Genomic DNA, 19,155 nt, shown 5'->3' on the forward strand with positions numbered 1-19,155 from the left:
TGTCCGTTTCGGCGGACATTCTTTTATTCCATAGACATTTCTGAAAACCGCTGCGATTGTTCTTTGCAAATATAGCAGCTTCCGTTACGGGATAGGGAGAAGCCGCGTTCTTCCAGAAGTTCAACGGCGTATTCCTCAAAGCCGAAGGTGCTTTGGGCAAGCTCCGGGATGGAGACTCCCTGACTTTTCAGGTCTTTCTCGGCGTACTCCCGAAGTCCGGACACCGGTATCAGATTATAGCGGTTCAGGCTTTCGGCGATGTCAAGCGCCGCCGAAAGCCTGCTGCAGTCCTCATATTCCAATGCCGCGGCGTACAGCTCCAAAAAATTGCGCATTCCTTGACCGCGCTCATCCAGTACAAATCCAAGGTTTTGCCCGTCATAGACCAGATCGGAAATGCGGTCATACTGCTGTGTCAAATCCCTGATCTCGGGCAGGATACACTTTGCCTCCAGCAGTGTGCATTCATCGATATGTTCCACGCCCAGCGCATCCAGCGCAATCCGTATCTCGTCGGGCTTACCGTCGTTTAATTCCTCGTAATCCGGCAGCCGCAGCCACACACCATCGGGAGTATGCTGTGATGTCAGCTTCAGCTTGACGCTCCAATCATTATCCACACAAGATTCGAGGTTGGAGCCGTTATAGTGGAAGTCTGGTTCTTCTGTCGGATAGCATACATAAGCGTTGCCGACAAACAGGCCGGGGTGCGCATTCTCATAATTGCGTCCAAGCTGGTTCAGATCGGTGAATGGATAGAGGCTTTCCGGAAGCGTTGTTTCGCTGCGCAAATAAAACCGGCCGAGTTCCTCATAACTCCCGACCGGGCAGCACACCTCATAATCTTCAAGGCGGAGCAGGTGGTTGATGGCTTCGGAGGCGGATTCGGGTGGCGATCTGAGTATGGCGGCGTCGAGAACCAGAGATTCTTTTTCCGAAAGTGTCGCAAGCCGTTTCTCCAGCCACTTTTTTTCCTGCACTGTGGCAGGGATCGTGTTCAGCCGTTCAATACAATTCATTTACAGCATCTCCATTCCGCCCTGCGCGGACTTCTGAAACGTCGCCGCCATGGGCTGAAAATCATCGCGATCCATACGTCCGTAAGGGGTAATCACGGCATTATCCTGTTCCAGCAGATCCCTGCCGTACGCAGGCAGATTCATATACCGTTGCAGCCGTTCCACATCCTTGCCGTCTACCATGAAATTCAGCTCCGCCAATGCCGCGCTCTCCGGGCTGGAGATTTTTGTATCCAGCATATAGTGATCCAGATTGTCCAGCAAAGATACGGCGCTTTGAAGGTCGCCGCATTCCATTGCGGTAAGAACGGCCTTATACCGGAGTATTTCTTTTCCGGTCATAGTAGACAATTTCTCCGCGAATCCGTTAAGTATTTCAATGTCTTTTACGCTGTCCAACGCCCCCGAAAGCAGCGGTATCCGACAGTCCAGACAGCGGCGCGGCTGGGTATCGGGCAGTGCGGTCTGCGGCAATCCCAGAAAACCACTGTCTGTCAACTCCATAAGGATCTGATAATCGGGCTGCTTCAGCGTCAGGTCCAGGGTCTGAAATGCCTCATTCAGCTCTGTATGCTGTACCACATAGCCCTTTTTAGTGAACACACCGCATTCGCCGATTCGGGCCTCGCGCCCGATTCTTTCAAAGTCCAGCAGTTCAAACACCTTATCCGGAAGATGTTCAACCTCCGGCACAAAGCCGTTCTCGGCGTAGAATCTGCCGAGTTGGGAATCGTTCAGCGCATCTGTCACATGGCAGCAGTCCGTGCTGTAGGCGAGGTCAATGAGCCGCGACATGGGAATGAACCCCTGCTTTTTATTGACCTCCATCTGCACAAGGCCCTCGAAGGAAACCTGTTGCCGCTCGTCCAGCTCTGAGAGCTTCTGCGCCAGGGCGTTGAGCTCATAGAGGCCGGCGTCACCGGAGAGCAGAGGTGCCAATTCCTCAAAATCATAGTATTCATTGATCTGCAGATAGGGCGCTTCGCCCTCGTCCAGCCGCAGCTTGTCCAGCGCGTCCAGCAGCTCATAGGGCGAAGCGGGCAGATCCAGATCCGCATACGCCTCGCTATACGGCGCGTTGGCTCTGGCAAGGTACACATTAAGAATCTTACGCAAGGGTCATTCCTCCTATTCTCGGTCCTTCTGGTTCATAGGCTTTCGGGTCCGCGCCGGGGACGTTCCACCCATGCATGCTGCCGTACTCCATAGCCTGCCGCTGGGATGCTGTCACGCCGAGGCGTTCGTTGTTGTAGTCGGCCAGTTCCTGATTTTTCTCTCTGCTGTCAGTGCTCCAGTCACTTTTGTAGTAGCCGCTCTCGCCGCGCTTGATGCAGATGAGATCGCCGGTACCGGGCAGCGTGGAGAAGCACAGCTCCGGCAGTCCCTCCGCCAGTTTTTGGACGAAGCATTCCTGCTCGGTTCGGATGCTCCAACTGTCCTCGCTGCTCCAGAGATGGGCGTAGAGCTCGCGGTCGCCGACTTTGATTTCTCTTTGCTCAAAGCCCTCGCCGAAGCCATCGCTGGCCTGCCCGGAGATGTACTCCTTCAGCGTGTACAACTCCTTCGGTGTCAGCTCGCCCGTCACCTGGCATTCCGCCACGCCCCAGAGCCTGCCGTTCCGCACCTCGGCGGTGAAATCACAGGACTTGACCTTCTGCTCCACGCTGTCGTTTTTATCGTAATAGTACATGAGGCCGCGTTCCGTTTCGGTGGACAGCCGCTCCCGCATCAGTGCGGCGACAATGTGGTCCGCATAGCCTGCCGCCGTGTGGTTGTCCAGCTCCGTGGGCTCGTCCTCGGTGTCGCCCCATTCATTTTTCTCGTAGCAATCCATGGCCATGGGCATATACAGCTTGAGGAGATGCGTTTCGGGCGGCAGGACGGTGAAGCTGTCCTCGCCGATGATCAACCCAAGGCCGCTGCCGTTATCCCACTTCACATGGAATGTGCCGACGTCGTCAATGCAGTCCAGCGTCCCCATCGTCCCCGGCTCCATGGGGTGGTACTGGTCTTTCATTTCACGAAGCCGGATGCGGCTGCCATGCGGGTACTGCTCCCGCAGAAAATCGATCCATTCCTTTTGAAGTTTCATGTTTACATTCCTCCCATTGTAATAGTCGGGCCGGACAGCTCCAGCCCCGCGATGCTGAGCTGCAATCGCGCGTCCGCTTCCTGTACGGTGCTGTCTGCGGCGAATCGGGGATTGTCCCGCCAACCCTCGTCCAGATGCGTTTCTCCGTCCTGGGCGATTGCCAGATAGACGGTGGCGACGTCATCCTTAGTGACGCACAGGCGCTTGCTGTCGCAGGCAAGGCCGTTGAAGCGGTCGATTGCCCCAGTGAGGGAATTAGTGTCATGTCGAGTTTCACCCTCGCAGGCGAAGTTCTCCACCACGAACCAGCGGTAGCTGTGGGGCAGATTTGGATTCTCCGCGTTTTTAAGCGCCTCGCGGCCACGCTGCGTCAGGCCGTAATCCTCCAGCGGACGCGGGTTTTCCTCACCGAACAGATCGTAGAGAATATCGTCAGCGCCTTTTCGGACGGTGGGATCGTCCGTCAGCACCTCATACTGAAAGCCGGAGGTGGGCTTGTATGGCAACTCGTCGCGGATGACCTGCAAAAAGATGGCCGGATCGGTGTAGGCCAGCGTTTCACCGCTGGCAAAGCTGACCTTGCCGATGACGGGCGGCTCCTGCCGCAGCTCCTGCTGGCGCTTATCAAAGCAGGTCAGGTACGCCTGATAATCTCCGGGCTTAGGATTGCAACGTAGGCAGTAGCGGTAATGCTCGGTTTCCGCCACATAGCCGTACTGACCGGAATTCTTGCTTATCTCCCCGCCGTTGTCGTAGCAGTAGTTGGACATGGAGGACAGGTCCTTCAGAACGGTTTTTCGCAGTTTATCCACCACCTCGCCCAGCTCCTGCTTGAACTCGGGCGAATTGAGGGTTTCGTCGCTGCGGGGCCACCAGGTGTGCCAAAATTCTTTGCCTCCATGGCCAAAATCCATTCGGACATGGCCAATACAGCCCAGCTCCGCGTCCTTCTCCGGCGTCATGGCGTAAAAAAGGCCCGCCTCTGATTCAGAAGCAGGTCGGAGCTTGAATGTTTGATTGTCCGCCGGGTAAGGGATATCATGTTCCTCACAGAACGCCTGAAAGGTCAGGTGCTCGTCAAGGAAATCCAGACTGTTCCCCAGTCGCAGGAAGCCCTCGCCGGGGATGTTGATTTTCTCGTGGGTCAGGACGGAGCCGGCGTGGTTAATTACCACATACGGCTCGATAGTTACCGGCTCGCGGGGATCGTCGTCGCTGCCGCGGAGGTCGTAGCAGTACCAGCCTTCCGGGACACTGTTAGTCTGAATGCGGTTTTCGGTGAGCAGCGCCGGCTTGCCGAACAGCTCGACATACTCGAAGTCTTCTTCTCTGACGTTTACGCGCATGAAAATCCTCTCCTTTGTGATTTATTGTCCAGCGCACCCCCTCAACGGCTCGAGAAGAGTTGTTATTATTGAGATTGTGCTGGCACCGTGATACAATAATTGTATTATTTGAGAAAACAATTTGGTGCATTTTCTAATTGTGAAAAGTTTCGGTTCAGAAAATAGCAATACCATTATGGGAAGTTTCCGTTATTCGCATGGCAAACCATTTGAAGAGACAACGGCGGTGTAACCCTTTCTACTGTTACTGGCGAATGAACTGATGAGAATTTGTAGGTAAAGTACTCAGATTGCAAAGGAGGCTCGAACAAGTACATGAAATTCAAGACAATAACAATTAAGAACTTCCGTAACTTCGCTGATCTTACGGTAAACATCGGCAACAAGAATGTGTTCTTCGGAATGAATGATATAGGAAAAACCAATTTTCTATATGCTATGCGCTATCTTTTTGACCGCGATATGCGCAAGCGAGATTTGATTGACTCTGATTTTCATAAGCGGAATGTTGATGAAAAAATTGAAATCTCAGTAAGCATTGACATTACAGACACAGCATCCCCTGACACCCAAAAGCTGCGAGCCCGCCTCAAGGGTGCTATTGGCAGCACAGACTCTGAGGCTGTTATTCTACTTAAGGCTGTTTACAACAGACTTGATAAACGTGCCGATATAACCATGTGGTGGGGCGGGGGCAGACTTGTCGAAGTTAAGGCAAGCGTTGGCGGCTTTTTCGAGGTTGACACCTTATTTAATGTAATTTACATCAATTCATATGTTGATTTGAATGAGCTGTTTAAAAAGAATATACATAGCCTTATAAAAAACGAAGAGGCTGGTGCAGAACAAGATAAGGCGTCCGAAAGGAACATTAAGACAAAGGTGGATGAAATCAATGAGGAGATTTCAAGATTATCAGGTGTTCGATCATTTCAAGACAAGCTAACACCCTCGTATCGAAAAATGAGGGATGAGAATGTTTCCATAAGTATTCGTTCGAACTTCGCCATAAATCAACTATACTCAAACATTGTGCCGTTTATCCACCAAGAAGGTGATGATAATGAGTACCCTACCTCAGGCGAAGGACGTAAAAAACTACTTGCCTATTCTGTGTACAATATCCTGTCCGCAGAAGCCGCAGACAAAAAAATAAACATTTTCTTGATAGAGGAACCTGAAACGAACCTCCATCGGTCGATGCAAGCTGCCTTGTCCCATTTCCTTTTCGACACAGATGCGAATGACAATACGTTGAATTATCTGTTCATCTCAACCCACTCCCCGTTTGTATTGAGTGAAATGGATGATGTGACCCTCGTTCGCCTTTATAACACTGATAAAATAGTCGCCACAAGTGAATGTTATACTGTACCCAGAGAATGGAAATCAGCAAAGAAAAAACTAAACAGGGAATTGTCGTGGGCAATTTTCGCTGATACAGTTCTATTGGTTGAAGGCGAGTCTGAGTGTATCCTTTTTGAACGGGTATTATCGGAAATTGATCCATATTACGAATCTAAAGGCATCTATGTGCTAAGTGTTGAAGGTATAGGCTTTAAGCCTTATATTAATATCTTGTCTGCCCTAAAGATTAAGTTTGTCATTAAAACGGACAATGATATTATGCAAGTGCCAAGCTCAAGACCACCTCAGTACAGACAAGCGGGTTTTAGCCGGATAAACGGTCTTGTTAAGCATATAGATATAGCTGTTACAACTGACACCATACCCTTAAATCTTTTTTTAACTAAAAATGATAAAAAGCCCAGCAAGAGAAGAGAACATTACGATTCTAACAAAGCTGCCTTGGACGACTTGCGCCGCAGATACGGCTTGTACCTTTCACATTGTGATTTAGAAGAAGATTTGGGGGAGTGTCTGCGAAAAACCAGATTTTGCGAACTACTTGGTGGAAGCACAACGACGGCTTGTGTCAAACTTCTTAAATCAAAAAAACAACATAAGATGGTCGAGCTGGTGGACAGGTTATCCGAAAAGGATTGCAAAAAGATATACAACCACTATAACTTTGCGTGTTTGAAGGCGGTGCGCAATGAAACTTTGTGATATTAATTTATCGCCACAGCAAGAAGATATTGTCATCAATACAGCCGGAAATATTGTTGTGAGCGCGAGTGCCGGAACAGGCAAGACTCATACAATGATAGCAAAAATCTGCCACGATTTGCTTGAGAATAAAACGCACAAAATGATCGCGTCCATTACCTTTACAATCAGAGCGGCACAAGAAATTCGTGACCGTCTTACCCTTGATACAACACAATGTTTTATCGGCACAAACAACAGCTTCGCCATAGAAGAAATTATAAAACCATTTTTAAAGGATGTTTACGGCGATGAATACGATGTTGACCTCGACACCGACTACGCGAATCGTGACAATCGTCTGAATTCTCTTGCTGATGGGCTTGAAAGCATAAAAATTACTCATACGATTTATTCGTATGCCGACAACAGGCGAAACTTCGTTTTTGATTTGGCTCTGGATATCATAAAAAAATCGGAAGCCTGCCGCCTTTACCTACAGGCAAAGTATTTTGGAATATACATCGATGAGTATCAGGATTGCGATATCGATATGCACAAGTTTTTCATGTACCTGTGTGATGAGTTGAGAATAACCACCTTTATTGTCGGTGATGAAAAACAGTCAATTTATCGGTGGAGAGGCGCAAACCCAGCTTCGTTCATATCGGTATTTACAAAAGCAGGATTTACTCATAAATTTTTGACAGAAAACCATCGTTCAGATAAGCAAATCCAAGATTACTCCAATCTTTTGTTTGCTGCGACAAGAGAACTTGTTACCCAACCACAGAACACAGGTGATATTATTTGGCTTGCGGCAACGAACGAAGATTGGGCGTCAAAGGTTATCCCGCTGCTTGACGCAAGCAAAACATCAGCTTTGCTTCGGAGCCAAAAAGAATACAGCGGATGGACACAAAAATATGGTGCAAGCGAAGGGGCAACCCTCTTGTCGCAAAGTGGCATCGAGCATATCTATATTCCTCCGACGCCTATTGATGACATCACAACAAATGCGGCTTGGCTTTACACTGCGATTGCAAGTTATATCTTGCTTAGCTCATATTCGGCATACGATTTTATAAACGACATACCAACAGAAAACGACAAGGTATCTGTAGGAAGAACACAGCAAATGCTGCGAGCGATTGAACAGCATGTCGATGAACAGGCTATCTTTGCCCAAAAAGTAAATACTCTTGCTGATTATCTGGGATACCCAACAATGCCCCAGCATATTGAGAGCCTATTTGAGACAATTGTAGACCCCAAATATGCTGTGGCACTTAACCCCGAAAAGCCAAAACATTGCACCCTTACACTTCATTCTTCAAAGGGATTAGAGTTTGATCAGGTAGTCATATTCATTGAAGATTATGCTCACAACGGTGCAATAAACGACGAGCATATAAATAATCATTATGTAGCTTGCACACGGGCAAAGTCAAAACTGATCATTGTTAACACGGAAACGAATGATGCAAATGCCGTAAGGCACAAGATCATATCACTTTTTCAAGACGCAAACATTCCATGTGGCGACCTAATAACTGTTCAGTAATATGCCTATTTATTGTAAATGAAACTCTTGCAGTCTGGAGAAGTCAAGATCCGTGCAGAACGTGAACACCCAAAATCTGCAGCTTATGCGGCCAGGCCTCTGGCGGCCTGACGATACATGGCCGGCGGCAGACCGCCGGGGTTCGCAGTGTAGATTCTCTGCCGATTGTAGTAGGTCATGATGTACCGGAACACGATGCTCTTAACCTGTGTCATGGGCATCCGCTCCGTCCTGATTCGATAAAGCTTTTCCTTCTTCAGCGTAGCAAAAAAGCTCTCCATCCTGGCGTTGTCGTAGCAGCGGCCTGTACCGCTCATGCTTTGAACCGCACCGTATTGCGCCAGCAGCTTCCAAAATGCGGCACTGGTAAACTGGCTGCCGCGGTCGCTGTGCAGGGTCATCCCATAAGCCCCCTGCACCTGGCAAGCAGACTGGAAAGCCCGAATACACAGCCCTTTCCTCATGTTGTCATCCATGGCAAGACCGACAATCTCTCCGTTATAACAGTCCAGAACTGCTGCCAGGTACAGCTTGCCGTCCTGACACTGGATCTGCGTGATATCCGTCAGCCACTTCCGGTTAGGAGCGTCTGCGGTAAAATCCCGGTGAATCAGGTTCTCCGCCTTCTGCGCAGCCAAGTCTGCTTTTGTCAGACTGCTGGAGTGACGAGAAGAGCGATGGAGCAGACCTCCACGCTTCATGGCTCGCCGTACGCTGCTTCGGCTTTCCCGGATACCATGCTGTGTAAGCGCCAGAAGAATTCGGCCAACACCATAATTGTCATTGTCCGGGTTTTGTTTATAAATCTCTCGTATTTTGACCAGAAGCAGCTGCCACGGTTTTGGCTTGCCAGCCGACTGCAAAGAGCGGTAGTACCCGGATTCACTGACTTTCACAACCCGGCACATGGTATGAATGCAGAACCGCTCACGGCGCAGCGTGATGTACTCATACAACCGCACCGGCTTTACCGTTTCCGGTCTTTGGCGAAAAAACCCAGCGCATCTTTGAGAATCTCATTAGCTTTCCGCAGCTCCACGATTTCCTTTATCAGTCGGCGCTCGTTCTCGGAAAGCGGCGCGTCACGGCGAATGCCGCTGCCGACGAAGGCGTGATCTCCGAAGGCCTTTCGCTTCTGCCGCCACTCCGCCAGAGAGTAGTACGGAATGCCCAGTTGTGCCGCCGCCTGCTTCACGCCGATTTCATCGGACAGCTTGACCGCTTCTTCTTTGAACTCCTTGTCATATTTGCGCATTGCAAACACCACCTTGTTCTTTTCTTAATCCTATCACATTTTGGGTGTTTGCCCTCTGCACTTCTATGATATCCCTCCAGTCTTATTTAATAAGAGCAAGATTCTCATTATGTTTACACTCAGAACAGCGTTATATTATCCATCTGTAGACCTACGCCTCCAATTGGGGCATCCGCCATCAGCGTCTCCAATTGCATTGTTCCATGATAGGCCACATAGCCGCGATCAACGAACTCTCCCTGCTCGTGCTCTATACGCTCGGCCCCGTATCGTGCAAAGTCGATATAGCCGACGAGGTTTTCATCGTACTCGAAATGGCCGGACTCTATAATTATGTACTTGCCGTATTCCTCTGGGGTACGCACCTTGGGAATATATTCGAACATCTCCAACTCTTTCGCAAGGTTGGTGATCTGATTGGCTTGCTCCGGTTTAGCGAGTGCTACAACCGCTCCCAGCTTTTCATGGTCGGCAGGGCTTAACTGCTCAATGGCACGGCACATCTCATTGAGATTCGACAGACTTTCATTCTCAAAGTCCAGCGCCGCATCAACCTCCTCTGGCAACTCGCTTTCCAAAAAACGCATGCACAGATTGCCATAGTTGTCGATACCGGCGCGTAGCATGGCGCGCTCGAGCTGTGTCTGCGATACAGGCAGATAGAGATAGACCGCTGAGCTGTCTACCGGCGCGTAGCGGGAAGCCATCTCCAGCTCCATTAAGCAGTCCTCGTAGCGATATTGCGGAAAATTGCGGCCGTCATAGAGCTGCGCCATTTCAAAGTCATTGTCGTACACCACGCCGTAGGGCGTGACTCGTCCCACCGCGCCCTCCAGAAGTGCCAGCGCAATTTCACGGAAATCCTTGTTTTTCATTTCTTCAACAGCCGCAGAACCGCCGTTCATTGTCAGGTAGTGTCTGCGGCCCAGAGACTCCAGGCCCCTGAAATCTGTAGCCACGGTGGCCTCCTGACAGCAGAAGCTCAGATTGATGAACTCGTCGATGCCGTGGAGATCGAGCCGTGAGGCCATGCCCTGAAATTGCGCTTTCTCGTACTCATCAAAGCTGTCCAGCCGCTTGGCGAGGTAGTCTATTTCGTCGAGGTTGGCGTTGGAACGCTCCAATCGCTTGAGTGCCGACAGCTCGCTGCGGATTTCCTCAATTCGGCAGTCCTGCTTGACCGCATCGCCGATCTCCAGCGGCTCCAACAGATCCATGGTGCTTTCATAGTCGCTGTTTTTGACTGGGAAGGGAATTGTGGCAACGCCGTATTGGGGGTGGTTAGGATTCGCGAGTACCGCTTGCAGCATTTCATTTTTCCTCCTGCCTTTTATTCATTTTCTCTGTGATAGACCGTATGCAGTCACCGTCGCCGCCCCAGCAGATGAAGCCGTGGGCCGGATAGGGACAGCCGTCGCAGCGCGCAAATACGGTGCAGGTCGGGCACTCTGCCTGCGCGGACGAATGTTCCGGCGCAAACAGAAACGGCCATTTGTGGCGATAGAGCCTATTTTCCATGACAGATTCCTTCCTGAACACAAAAAAACGCCGAAGCTTTCAATGGAAAACTCCGGCGCTTTTGGCTCTGATTTACTTTTACATGGTCGGCTGAGAAAATGCGGATTGCTCCTGCGCCATCCGCTGCTGTAAATTGGGGACAAGCGTTTCTATCTGCTCCTGCGTTTCGCGGAGCAGCGTTTCCTGATCGCAGGTGAGCTCGTTCTGGTCATCCAACACAGCCTGCACACAGCGGGACAGCTCTGTCAGCTGCTCGGGCGAGAAAAGCTGTCCTCGCCGAATCAAACCGCTGCGCACGGCAAAATCCTGCTTGGCAGCGGTATAGTTATTCGACATGTAGTGCCCCTGTGTCACTCCGGTTTTCTCGTAATCCCAGTCCCAGGTGACAAACTGAACGCCATACCGGGTGGCGTGACCGGCAAGGACAACACCGTTGAAATCGGCCAGCAGCCTGTACGTCTCGTCCAGCCCCTGCGCCTTGAGAAGCGGAGCCGCATCCATGAGCTTCATATACTCCGACACAGTTTCCGCAGTCTGGGTTACTTCGTGCAAAGCATCTTTGCGCTCCACGCTTCCGATATCCGCGTCCCGGTATCTGACGCTGCCGGTTTCGCTGATCCGGCAGAGGGGAAGCCTGTCGACCAATACGGGCAGCAGTCCATTGTCAGGGACGGAAGTATCATAGCCGTCTCGCCGCAGGGCGATGCCGATCTCCGTAAAAAAATCAGTCCTATTTTTCGAATCATTCTGTTCCATTCCGTTCACTCCTTAAATTGCATTTTTTAAAACAAAAAGGCCAGCATTCTTTGCAGAATGTTGGCCCTGAGCACCCTATTGTACTTCTGGGGAGAAGTTCGATTTTTCTTGATATTGCAATACTTTTGGAAATTTAGATGCGAACCGAGCGCAAGGTATAGTTCGCAACTTCTAAGGTTTTGAGGCTGTTTTGCCTGTGGCATTTTAGGGATGGCTTTTGAGTCAATTCTTGCCCTCTTTTTCACATGGGAAAATAGGATGCGAACCAGGCGAGGCCAATTTTACGAAAAAGCGTGGAAACGGCAGGTTCGCAGGCCCTCAAAATCCTCAAAAAAGTTATAAAAAAGCGGCTAAATCAATCGATTTAACCGCTTTCTTGGTGGAGACGAAGAGGATCGAACTCTCGACCTTGGGATGTTGATAAAACCACAGATTATTGCTCCTTAAAATTAAGTACGGTCATTCCTACGAATTTATAATAAATTTCCACCAGTTGGGTGATATTGCCCTCTGCGTCCTTCTCCCGCTGATGCACGACGATCTTGTCGATCAGCTTATTAAGAATCCGGGCGTCCAGTGCAGTCAGATTTGTGTATTCCTGAATCAGTTCCACGAACTGCTCCGCCTGTTCCTCGCCTTCACGGGCGCTCTGTGCGGCTTTTTCATAGTCCGCGACCGCTTCCTCCAGTGCTTTGCGTTCCTGCTCGTAATCGGCGGACAGGGCGGCGAAGCGCTCGTTTGTGATGGCTCCCGCCGCGTTCTGTTCCAGCAGTTTCTTGAGAATGCCGTCCAGTGCCGCAAGGCGCTTTTTACATTTCTCAGCCTCTTTTTTCCAGCTCTGAAGCTGCTTGACGCCCTGTTCGGCTTTGGCCTCCCTGAGCGTTTTCAGATACTGTCCATGGTAGAGATACGCATACCGGGCCTGCCTGCGGACATCGTCCAGAACAACGGTGCTGATCTGATCCAGGGTGATGTAGTGGCTGGAACAGTATTCCTTGCCGTGGCGCATGTAATACCAGCATTTGTACTGCCCGCCGTCCGGCTTGGTCTTGCGGTGAACCGCTGAGAAGGAGAGGGCGCTGCCGCAGTCTGAGCAATAGAGGAGTCCCGCGAACATCTGCGGCTCTCCATCCTTTTGCGCTCTGCGTCTGGATTCCATCTGTTTATGAACAATTTCCCATTGCTCCGCGCTGACCAGCGGCTCATGAGTATGTTCCACCACAATCCAATCCTCCCTGGCTTTTTTCTCCGTTTTCCCGTTCATGACCTTGCTGCCCACCCGGTTGTGGGCGACGCAGCCCAGATAGACGGGATTGTTCAGGATGGACTGGATGGATGTCACATGCCACTGCGTTCCCTGTTTCCAGTAGTCGCTGTGATAATAGTCCGGATTTTTCTGGTTGAAGTAGGTCAGCGGATTAGGGATGTCCTCGGCGTGGAGTGTTCGGGCAATCTTGTTATAGCCCGCCCCGTGGGCCGCCATGTCAAAAATGCGTCGCACGATCGCCGCCGCATCCTCGTCCACAATCAGGTGATGCCGATCGGCTGGATCTTTAATATACCCGTAAGGAGCTTTGGCGGCGAGGTACATCCCCTGTTTGGCGCGGGCTTTTTTTGCGTCCCTAGTTTTGGTGGAAATATCGCGGGCGTAGAAGTCATTCATCATATTCAAAATGGGAACGCTCAGATTGTAAGCTCCGTTGGCGCTGTCCACCGAGTTGCCCGGCGCGATGAACCGGATGTTTTTTCGGATGAAATAATTGTCCAGGTACATTCCGGACTCATAATAGTTTCGACCAAAACGGCTCAAGTCCTTGCAGATAACGGTATTGATGGTTCCGGATTCAATGGCATCCAGCATTCGTCGGAAGTCCGGGCGGTCGAACGAAGTTCCGCTCACGCCGTCGTCAATAAAGTAATCCACAATATGAAATCCGTGCTGGTGGCAGTAGTCGGTCAGCATTGCTTTCTGGGTTTGGATGCTCTCGCTTTCGTCTGTATCGGGGTCATCTACGGAAAGCCGGCAATAGATGCCGGCATTTACTGTTGCCTGCATAACACTCCTTTCCCGGACTCAATATCGCCCCGCGCTGCGGGACCGCCTGTTCGCAACAGCAACCTGTCTGTATGTCCAACATACCACAGACACGGCCCCAAAGCTATTACAATTTTATGTTCAGCCCAAATTTTCATTTTTGCGTTCATTAGTCTGTTCCATATCTTCGATCATCAACTCGCCCAATTTCGGGACGATGGTTTCCCAGCCGCAGAACCGGTCGATTACGCAAAAACTGACTCCCCCAACTTTTATGCTGTGGGCAGCTTTTTCTACGGGCAAAATCACGCCGTGGGCCTTGTCCAGCGCTTCCTGAAACTGTTCTTTATTCATCGTCTTCCTCCATGATATCAAGCTTCATTTTGCTCTTTATCGCATTCTTCAGTGGAACGTAGCCCCTGCTTTGATTGACCAGCCGCACGGCTTTCCCTCTTAGTTTCTGCGTCTCGTCATATGGAATCTCCAGCAGCGACGCAAGAAGCAGGTTGACCTGCGCCAACTCCACCGCAATTTTGTAGGAAAGCTTTGACAGATGCTCCTCCAGATCCTTCATTTCGCTGCGCTCAATCTTTCCATAGAGTTCCGCCAGTTCACCGGAAAACTGCCGCAAAATATCCCGGCTTACAAATTCCCGGATAGAGGCATCAATGAGCTCTGAACGGTTCTGGAAGCCGAGCCGCTCCCGGTTCTCGTCCGCAAGTCGCAGGGTTTCAACTGGCAGAGATACCGTGATTTTCTCAATTCTCTGATTCATCCGCATCCTCCTCCGGGTTAAGTCCTTCATGTTGATACGAATAGATATTGTCAAAGCGGATGTTGCCGATTGTACATTTGACATCCTTTACACACTTTTTGCGAAGCTTTTTCAGCCCTTCATCGTCCAGGTTAAACTGGCACGCGGTTATATGGGAGACCATGGCGAGCTCCACACACATCCGGAACAGCTGACGGCAGATACGGGCTTCCAATTTTGCAAACTGATCCTCCAGAAACGTAAGGGTGGTTTTGTGGATGTACTCCGTACTGTTTTTCGTTTGAAGGAAGCCGAGGTAAAATTTGACCGCCCGGCAGACGAAATCGCTCCGGCTCGAGCATTCATACAGCGGAAACACAGCATCGATCTGCTTAACCATATCGGGCGGCATCCAGATCCCGGTCTTTTCTTTCTTATCATTGCTCACTGCTATAAGCTCCTTTCACCTCTAAAATTCGCTGGGGACTTCCTGACAAATGCCCAATCTTCGGCAATAGTCTGACATCCGGACGGCTTCGTCGGGGCCGTGCTTCGGATTGTTTCTTTCTCCAACCAAGGCGCGTAAAATCCCGCAAACCCGCGTCCCGACCCGCGTTGCGGGACGGTGTGAACCTCGCGGACGCCGCAAGCGGCGCCGCGATTTAACCTGCACCGTTTTCGACCCAATGGTTTACTCCTGAGAAATGATATTCTGATCTGTTTTACCGAGCAGTTAAATTTCTGTACTTCATTGACACATACCTCCCGATTTTGCATCAAAAAATTTCTTTACTATAAAAGCAATTGAAATCGGGTACTGAACGGATTTTTTTGTAAAAGCTGAAAAATTTCATATGCATGCACAGTTTAGGAATCTATCAATTGTTGAATATGACTGCAAGCGGTTGGTATAAATCCCTCCAAAATATCAGTGACAACGAATTTGTTTTGTGATAAGATAATAATAATACAAATCTATATATTATCTTTTGGGAGGGTAATAAGGGATGGAAAAGGAATACGGAGAACTCTGCGGCACCTCTCCGTATAATTCTATTCAGATTCATCCGGAACAAGGAGAATATCTGCTCGAGGCCAGGGATTCAGGCGGTGTCGAATATGATCCTTTTTCTGTTATGGATGAAATCCTATATGAATTACTTTGTATTGGTTATCTCTCTCGCCGGGGAAAAGAAATCAGCGATGAAGTGCAGAGGTTTTGTTTTCAATATGGTTTGCTCGGCTTTGAAGAGTCGGAAATACAAAAACGATATGAAGACAATAGCGTCAAATTGTATTCAGGTAGTGTGTTGAACGCAAAAGCGCTTACGGAACAGCAGCAGGAACAGACGTTCCGCCCATTTCAGAGAGAACTGTATTTACAGAGGCGACGGAAAAAGCGAAGCAGGAAAGGTGAACAACGGAATGATTCTCCAGGGGAACCGATTCTTTATGAGTTGAACTATGAACACTGTGAAGCAGTGACCTGGTATGGACGATATGGTCAGCAGTTACTGGAGCGGTTGGAGCGGTTCTCGCGTGGCGAGCCATATCCCCTGACACTTGGGAATGTTCGGATGCGATATCAGATTGAGAACGGCCAGGCCAAACGACGCTGGGCGTTTGATTCTCTGAAGAGCGCCTGTGAGATCGGCTTTGCAGAAATGCTATTGGAAGCTGTTCCGGCAATCCGCCTTTGCAAGCGATGCGGCAAGCCGTTGCTGACTCACCGAACACGCGCGGCGTATTGCTCCGCCTCCTGTCGCAACGTGGAAAATGTTAAACAGTCCCGGTGTAGAAGACGGCTTGCTGAAACAGCGGGAGAAAAATAAGCGCACAAAGATAGTTATACATTTGGATGAATCCAGAAAAATTTATGATATCATGGTATACTTTTCCTTTAGAGGTGAGCCAAGTTGGTGCATTCCTTCTTGCTTTTTCTCCTGTTAAATAAAAACTGCACCAACTTGGTGCAGTTAGCAAAGGGCCGACGCTTCTTTACCAAAGCGTCGGCCCTTTGCTAACTCTCAATTTGAACAATCTGTTCATATAGGGCGATAAATTTTTTCTCAATGGCTCGGTTTTCATGGTAGTGACCGAAAATCCAATATTTAAACTCACAGCGGTTTTTCACGGTCTCAAAGAAGTCGGTGAGACGATCAGACTGGTACTCCCCTCCCCCGAGAATATTCGCAATGCTGGTAGGACAGCAATGGGTGACCATGTAATCCAATCTCCAGCCGCAGCGTTCCAGATTGGCAAGTGCAGTCTCATATTCCTTATCAGAGGGGAGTTCTTCCTCCCACCATGAGATATGGTTGATCCGGTAAAATCTGTCCTGTACCTGCATAATTTTCAGTCGCTTGAGAAAATCCGGCGCATCCGGCTCAAGAATTCCGTCGCTGATGTCATGAGAAGAGGCTCCTCCCATTGCAAAAAAGCGCTTTCCTTCGATCTCATAGACCTGTCCGCGCATCAAATGAATCACAGATCTCCGAATGAACTGAACCTCGCCGCCATGCCATTCGACAACCGGATACCGCGCCAGTAAATCGTAGTTTTCATGATTGCCATCCACAAACAGCGTGGTAAACGATTTTTCCTCCAGCCATTTCAGCCAGTAACGCTCCTGCTTGTTCTCCGCCCAGATGCCGAAATCGCCGCACACAATGACAAAATCGTCCTTAGTCATACGCTTCTGTTCAGGGAAAATGTCCGCACTGAAGCGGATAAAATCGCCGTGTGTGTCGCCGGTTATAAAAATCATACCGTCACCTTGCCTCTGATTTTATAGGATATCATAAAAACCAGAGCCATGCCCTGAATAGCATTGCCGGACACTAACCGCTGAATCGCAAACTGCATAGATGCTATCGCTGGGAGCACCAAATTCATTTATCATCTTTTTCTGTCGTGCCCGCCTGGGGCAATTCGACAAGCTTTATCTCCGGTTCCGGATCTGATATGTACACTTCTTCGACTTCCCGCTGAGCGGAAATCAGCATGTCGATTGCATTCTCCGTTGCACAAAACAACTTTTGGTACATATCTTTGTAATCAGGCAAGGCTATCACCTCAGAAAGCATTATAACCTATTTCAGGTTGAAAATCAATAACCTAATTCAGGTTATGGGATACTAATGCCGAGGTGATTTACGTGTACCAAAGACTTCGAGACCTGCGCGAGGACGCAGATTTGAATCAAATCCAGCTCGCGCGCCTTTTGGAAATGTCTCAGACTGGCTATTCCAAATATGAAACCGGCGAAAACGACATACCAACGCAGGTTCTTATCAAGCTTGCACGGCTTTATAAGACCAGTGTAGATTATATTCTTGGCCTCACAAACAATAGAACGCCTTACAAATAAGTGGTATGGGTCGGATATGATCCGTCTTACCCAGAGCTTCACATAGAGCAAGTTATCTTGGTGCTGCAATTCTGACGATGCTTTTTTACATAAGTTGTCAGGCAATGCAAAGTCTCATCAATCATGATTGGCTTGTCTCCGCCGTTGAGAATCAGCATCATCTATCAATCCCGCATTCGGATCACATAGTAAACGACATACCCGATGTGGACTAACCGTAGCGGCTGTTGCATGTTTTATCGTTCTGTCTTTAGAGTTGCTTATATGGATATGTCAGGGCACGGTTTTGGAAAGACAAAATATCTTTATTTAGAATTTTTCCATCTTTTATATCGGTTGCATCTTCTAATACTTTATTATTTGATTCCTCAACAATATACGGCAAATAAGGCAGGATTCCGTTTGATATTTCCCAGGATGCGCTGTTCCATAAAAGAGATGGGGTATGATCGACCGCATAATATTTGATATTCCCAATTTTAAAAATCGGATCGGAAAAGCTTGTCGGACGCGCAAAGCTGAACCCCATTCCCAATGAACAGCTTATATCAATGATCAGGCATGTCTTTTTAAATTTTTGAATATCGTTTTTCCCAACGTAAATATCCGGATGATTAGGATTCTGCAGGACGCCGTTTACAATGACGTCCTTATCTACCAGCTCATCAGCAAAAGGCGTTTTATCTCCGTCATAACCTATGACTTCGATTCGTCCTGCCCCGTTTTTAGTTATTTGCCGATACTGGATTCCCGGTATTTTATCGACGGTCAAATAGGACGGCCGGCGGGTGTACACCGTGATATCGCTGAATCCATGCCCCTGTAAAGCATAGAGAGCGCCCCTGCTGGCAGAACCCATGCTGATAACGGCTACCTTTCGCTTCGGCCCATAGCCGCCGTCTATTCCCGTCAGTTGAAGGGCGTGCTGAACGCCGCAGTATCCGGCCATCTCATTGTTTCTATAAAATATATGGGTTAGATCGCGTTCTCCCTGATGATACATATTTTCCCACGCTATGAGTGTCAGCTTTTTATCTATGGCATACTGAGTGATGATACTCTGTTGGACACTGTGCAGCCATCCCCACACGAGGGAATCCTCCTGCATCTCTTCAAAATCTTCCGGAACAGGTTTTGTAATTAATATTGCCTGACAAACATGAAAAAGCTTTTCGCGTTCTATCAAACGGTTTCCGGTCAGCAGAGATATTCTCTCATCGTCCATACCGAACGGAACGCCATATCCCATTTCAAAGAATAAATGCTTCCTTGTTTCCACCGGGATCCAACTAATTTGATCCGGGTGGATGGGAACCCTTTTTTCATGCTCTTTCTTTGAAGTGCCGATTACTGCAATATCCATATTTACGTCCTCACAGTCATACTTTTTAATATAT

20 protein-coding genes are annotated in these 19,155 nt (G+C 49.2%); 4 read left to right on the top strand and 16 right to left on the bottom strand.

The window, feature by feature from the left end:
- Positions 1-23: 23 nt before the first annotated feature.
- Genes VA597_RS12780 through VA597_RS12795 form a run of 4 tightly spaced genes read right to left on the bottom strand, consistent with a single transcriptional unit; the run spans position 24 to position 4,457 of the window.
- Complete coding sequence (locus VA597_RS12780) at positions 24-1,019, bottom strand: hypothetical protein (protein WP_326974729.1); 996 nt, start codon at positions 1,017-1,019, stop codon at positions 24-26.
- A complete protein-coding gene (locus tag VA597_RS12785) occupies positions 1,020-2,135 on the bottom strand; it encodes an antirestriction protein ArdA (protein WP_326974730.1) in 1,116 nt (371 codons plus the stop codon).
- Positions 2,128-3,111, bottom strand: a complete 984-nt coding sequence (locus VA597_RS12790) for a DUF4314 domain-containing protein (protein ID WP_326974731.1) — start codon at positions 3,109-3,111, stop codon at positions 2,128-2,130. Before VA597_RS12790 ends, VA597_RS12785 begins: the two co-directional genes overlap by 8 nt.
- A gap of 2 nt (positions 3,112-3,113) precedes the next feature.
- On the bottom strand, positions 3,114-4,457 hold the full coding sequence (locus VA597_RS12795; RefSeq protein ID WP_323410753.1) for an LPD28 domain-containing protein: 1,344 nt from the start codon (positions 4,455-4,457) through the stop codon (positions 3,114-3,116).
- Between the two features lie 315 nt (positions 4,458-4,772).
- Between VA597_RS12795 and VA597_RS12800 the strand changes: the two genes are divergently transcribed.
- Entirely contained in the window at positions 4,773-6,527 is a 1,755-nt protein-coding gene (locus tag VA597_RS12800) for an ATP-dependent nuclease (protein ID WP_323410752.1), read from the top strand.
- Positions 6,514-8,070 carry a UvrD-helicase domain-containing protein gene (locus tag VA597_RS12805; RefSeq protein ID WP_323410751.1) on the top strand — a complete coding sequence of 519 codons (1,557 nt, stop codon included), beginning with the start codon at positions 6,514-6,516 and terminating at the stop codon, positions 8,068-8,070. The genes VA597_RS12800 and VA597_RS12805 overlap by 14 nt, the downstream gene beginning before the upstream one ends.
- A gap of 83 nt (positions 8,071-8,153) precedes the next feature.
- On the opposite strand, the gene VA597_RS12810 is transcribed toward VA597_RS12805, so the two are convergent.
- The 9 genes from VA597_RS12810 to VA597_RS12850 form a co-directional block, all read right to left on the bottom strand.
- On the bottom strand, positions 8,154-9,026 hold the full coding sequence (locus VA597_RS12810) for an IS3 family transposase (protein ID WP_326974732.1): 873 nt from the start codon (positions 9,024-9,026) through the stop codon (positions 8,154-8,156).
- Between the two features lie 11 nt (positions 9,027-9,037).
- On the bottom strand, positions 9,038-9,325 hold the full coding sequence (locus VA597_RS12815) for a transposase (RefSeq protein ID WP_323410749.1): 288 nt from the start codon (positions 9,323-9,325) through the stop codon (positions 9,038-9,040).
- A 119-nt stretch (positions 9,326-9,444) separates the two neighbouring features.
- On the bottom strand, positions 9,445-10,635 hold the full coding sequence (locus VA597_RS12820; RefSeq protein ID WP_323410748.1) for an antirestriction protein ArdA: 1,191 nt from the start codon (positions 10,633-10,635) through the stop codon (positions 9,445-9,447).
- 1 nt (position 10,636) lies between these two features.
- Complete coding sequence (locus VA597_RS12825; RefSeq protein ID WP_323410747.1) at positions 10,637-10,843, bottom strand: hypothetical protein; 207 nt, start codon at positions 10,841-10,843, stop codon at positions 10,637-10,639.
- Positions 10,844-10,921: 78 nt separating this feature from the next.
- The gene (locus tag VA597_RS12830) at positions 10,922-11,599 is read right to left on the bottom strand and encodes a hypothetical protein (protein ID WP_326974734.1); all 678 of its coding nucleotides are present in this window, start codon (positions 11,597-11,599) and stop codon (positions 10,922-10,924) included.
- A gap of 433 nt (positions 11,600-12,032) precedes the next feature.
- Entirely contained in the window at positions 12,033-13,655 is a 1,623-nt protein-coding gene (locus VA597_RS12835) for a recombinase family protein (protein WP_326974735.1), read from the bottom strand.
- Between the two features lie 120 nt (positions 13,656-13,775).
- Positions 13,776-13,988, bottom strand: coding sequence for a hypothetical protein (locus VA597_RS12840; RefSeq protein WP_326974736.1), 213 nt, complete (start codon positions 13,986-13,988; stop codon positions 13,776-13,778).
- Complete coding sequence (locus tag VA597_RS12845) at positions 13,981-14,409, bottom strand: ribbon-helix-helix domain-containing protein (RefSeq protein ID WP_326974737.1); 429 nt, start codon at positions 14,407-14,409, stop codon at positions 13,981-13,983. Before VA597_RS12845 ends, VA597_RS12840 begins: the two co-directional genes overlap by 8 nt.
- Entirely contained in the window at positions 14,393-14,836 is a 444-nt protein-coding gene (locus VA597_RS12850) for a hypothetical protein (protein ID WP_128743173.1), read from the bottom strand. Before VA597_RS12850 ends, VA597_RS12845 begins: the two co-directional genes overlap by 17 nt.
- A 559-nt stretch (positions 14,837-15,395) precedes the next feature.
- Between VA597_RS12850 and VA597_RS12855 the strand changes: the two genes are divergently transcribed.
- Positions 15,396-16,220 (top strand): hypothetical protein, encoded by an 825-nt coding sequence (locus VA597_RS12855; protein WP_128743174.1) that lies wholly within the window; start codon positions 15,396-15,398, stop codon positions 16,218-16,220.
- Positions 16,221-16,408: 188 nt separating this feature from the next.
- Here VA597_RS12855 and VA597_RS12860 read toward each other — a convergent pair whose 3' ends face one another.
- Positions 16,409-17,155: a metallophosphoesterase family protein gene (locus VA597_RS12860; RefSeq protein WP_128743175.1), complete on the bottom strand. Its 747-nt coding sequence runs from the start codon at positions 17,153-17,155 to the stop codon at positions 16,409-16,411.
- A gap of 124 nt (positions 17,156-17,279) precedes the next feature.
- Positions 17,280-17,453, bottom strand: coding sequence for a hypothetical protein (locus VA597_RS12865; RefSeq protein ID WP_164919060.1), 174 nt, complete (start codon positions 17,451-17,453; stop codon positions 17,280-17,282).
- A gap of 92 nt (positions 17,454-17,545) precedes the next feature.
- On the opposite strand from VA597_RS12865, the gene VA597_RS12870 reads away from it, so the two are divergent.
- Positions 17,546-17,758, top strand: a complete 213-nt coding sequence (locus VA597_RS12870) for a helix-turn-helix domain-containing protein (protein WP_128743176.1) — start codon at positions 17,546-17,548, stop codon at positions 17,756-17,758.
- 250 nt (positions 17,759-18,008) lie between these two features.
- On the opposite strand, the gene VA597_RS12875 is transcribed toward VA597_RS12870, so the two are convergent.
- Positions 18,009-19,121, bottom strand: coding sequence for an alanine dehydrogenase (locus VA597_RS12875; RefSeq protein ID WP_128743177.1), 1,113 nt, complete (start codon positions 19,119-19,121; stop codon positions 18,009-18,011).
- Positions 19,122-19,155 lie beyond the last annotated feature (34 nt).

The sequence above is a fragment of the Caproicibacter sp. BJN0012 genome, assembly GCF_035986805.1.
GTDB lineage: Bacteria > Bacillota > Clostridia > Oscillospirales > Acutalibacteraceae > Caproicibacter.

What these genes read in the sequence shown, in the direction of transcription:
- VA597_RS12855 (WP_128743174.1), top strand. Translation starts at nt 15,396, where the DNA reads ATGGAAAAGGAATACGGAGAACTCTGCGGCACCTCTCCGTATAATTCT.
- VA597_RS12825 (WP_323410747.1), bottom strand. Translation starts at nt 10,843, where the DNA reads ATGGAAAATAGGCTCTATCGCCACAAATGGCCGTTTCTGTTTGCGCCG.
- VA597_RS12860 (WP_128743175.1), bottom strand. Translation starts at nt 17,155, where the DNA reads ATGATTTTTATAACCGGCGACACACACGGCGATTTTATCCGCTTCAGT.
- VA597_RS12800 (WP_323410752.1), top strand. Translation starts at nt 4,773, where the DNA reads ATGAAATTCAAGACAATAACAATTAAGAACTTCCGTAACTTCGCTGAT.
- VA597_RS12795 (WP_323410753.1), bottom strand. Translation starts at nt 4,457, where the DNA reads ATGCGCGTAAACGTCAGAGAAGAAGACTTCGAGTATGTCGAGCTGTTC.
- VA597_RS12835 (WP_326974735.1), bottom strand. Translation starts at nt 13,655, where the DNA reads ATGCAGGCAACAGTAAATGCCGGCATCTATTGCCGGCTTTCCGTAGAT.
- VA597_RS12820 (WP_323410748.1), bottom strand. Translation starts at nt 10,635, where the DNA reads ATGCTGCAAGCGGTACTCGCGAATCCTAACCACCCCCAATACGGCGTT.
- VA597_RS12830 (WP_326974734.1), bottom strand. Translation starts at nt 11,599, where the DNA reads ATGGAACAGAATGATTCGAAAAATAGGACTGATTTTTTTACGGAGATC.
- VA597_RS12780 (WP_326974729.1), bottom strand. Translation starts at nt 1,019, where the DNA reads ATGAATTGTATTGAACGGCTGAACACGATCCCTGCCACAGTGCAGGAA.
- VA597_RS12815 (WP_323410749.1), bottom strand. Translation starts at nt 9,325, where the DNA reads ATGCGCAAATATGACAAGGAGTTCAAAGAAGAAGCGGTCAAGCTGTCC.
- VA597_RS12790 (WP_326974731.1), bottom strand. Translation starts at nt 3,111, where the DNA reads ATGAAACTTCAAAAGGAATGGATCGATTTTCTGCGGGAGCAGTACCCG.
- VA597_RS12845 (WP_326974737.1), bottom strand. Translation starts at nt 14,409, where the DNA reads ATGAATCAGAGAATTGAGAAAATCACGGTATCTCTGCCAGTTGAAACC.
- VA597_RS12875 (WP_128743177.1), bottom strand. Translation starts at nt 19,121, where the DNA reads ATGGATATTGCAGTAATCGGCACTTCAAAGAAAGAGCATGAAAAAAGG.
- VA597_RS12805 (WP_323410751.1), top strand. Translation starts at nt 6,514, where the DNA reads ATGAAACTTTGTGATATTAATTTATCGCCACAGCAAGAAGATATTGTC.
- VA597_RS12840 (WP_326974736.1), bottom strand. Translation starts at nt 13,988, where the DNA reads ATGAATAAAGAACAGTTTCAGGAAGCGCTGGACAAGGCCCACGGCGTG.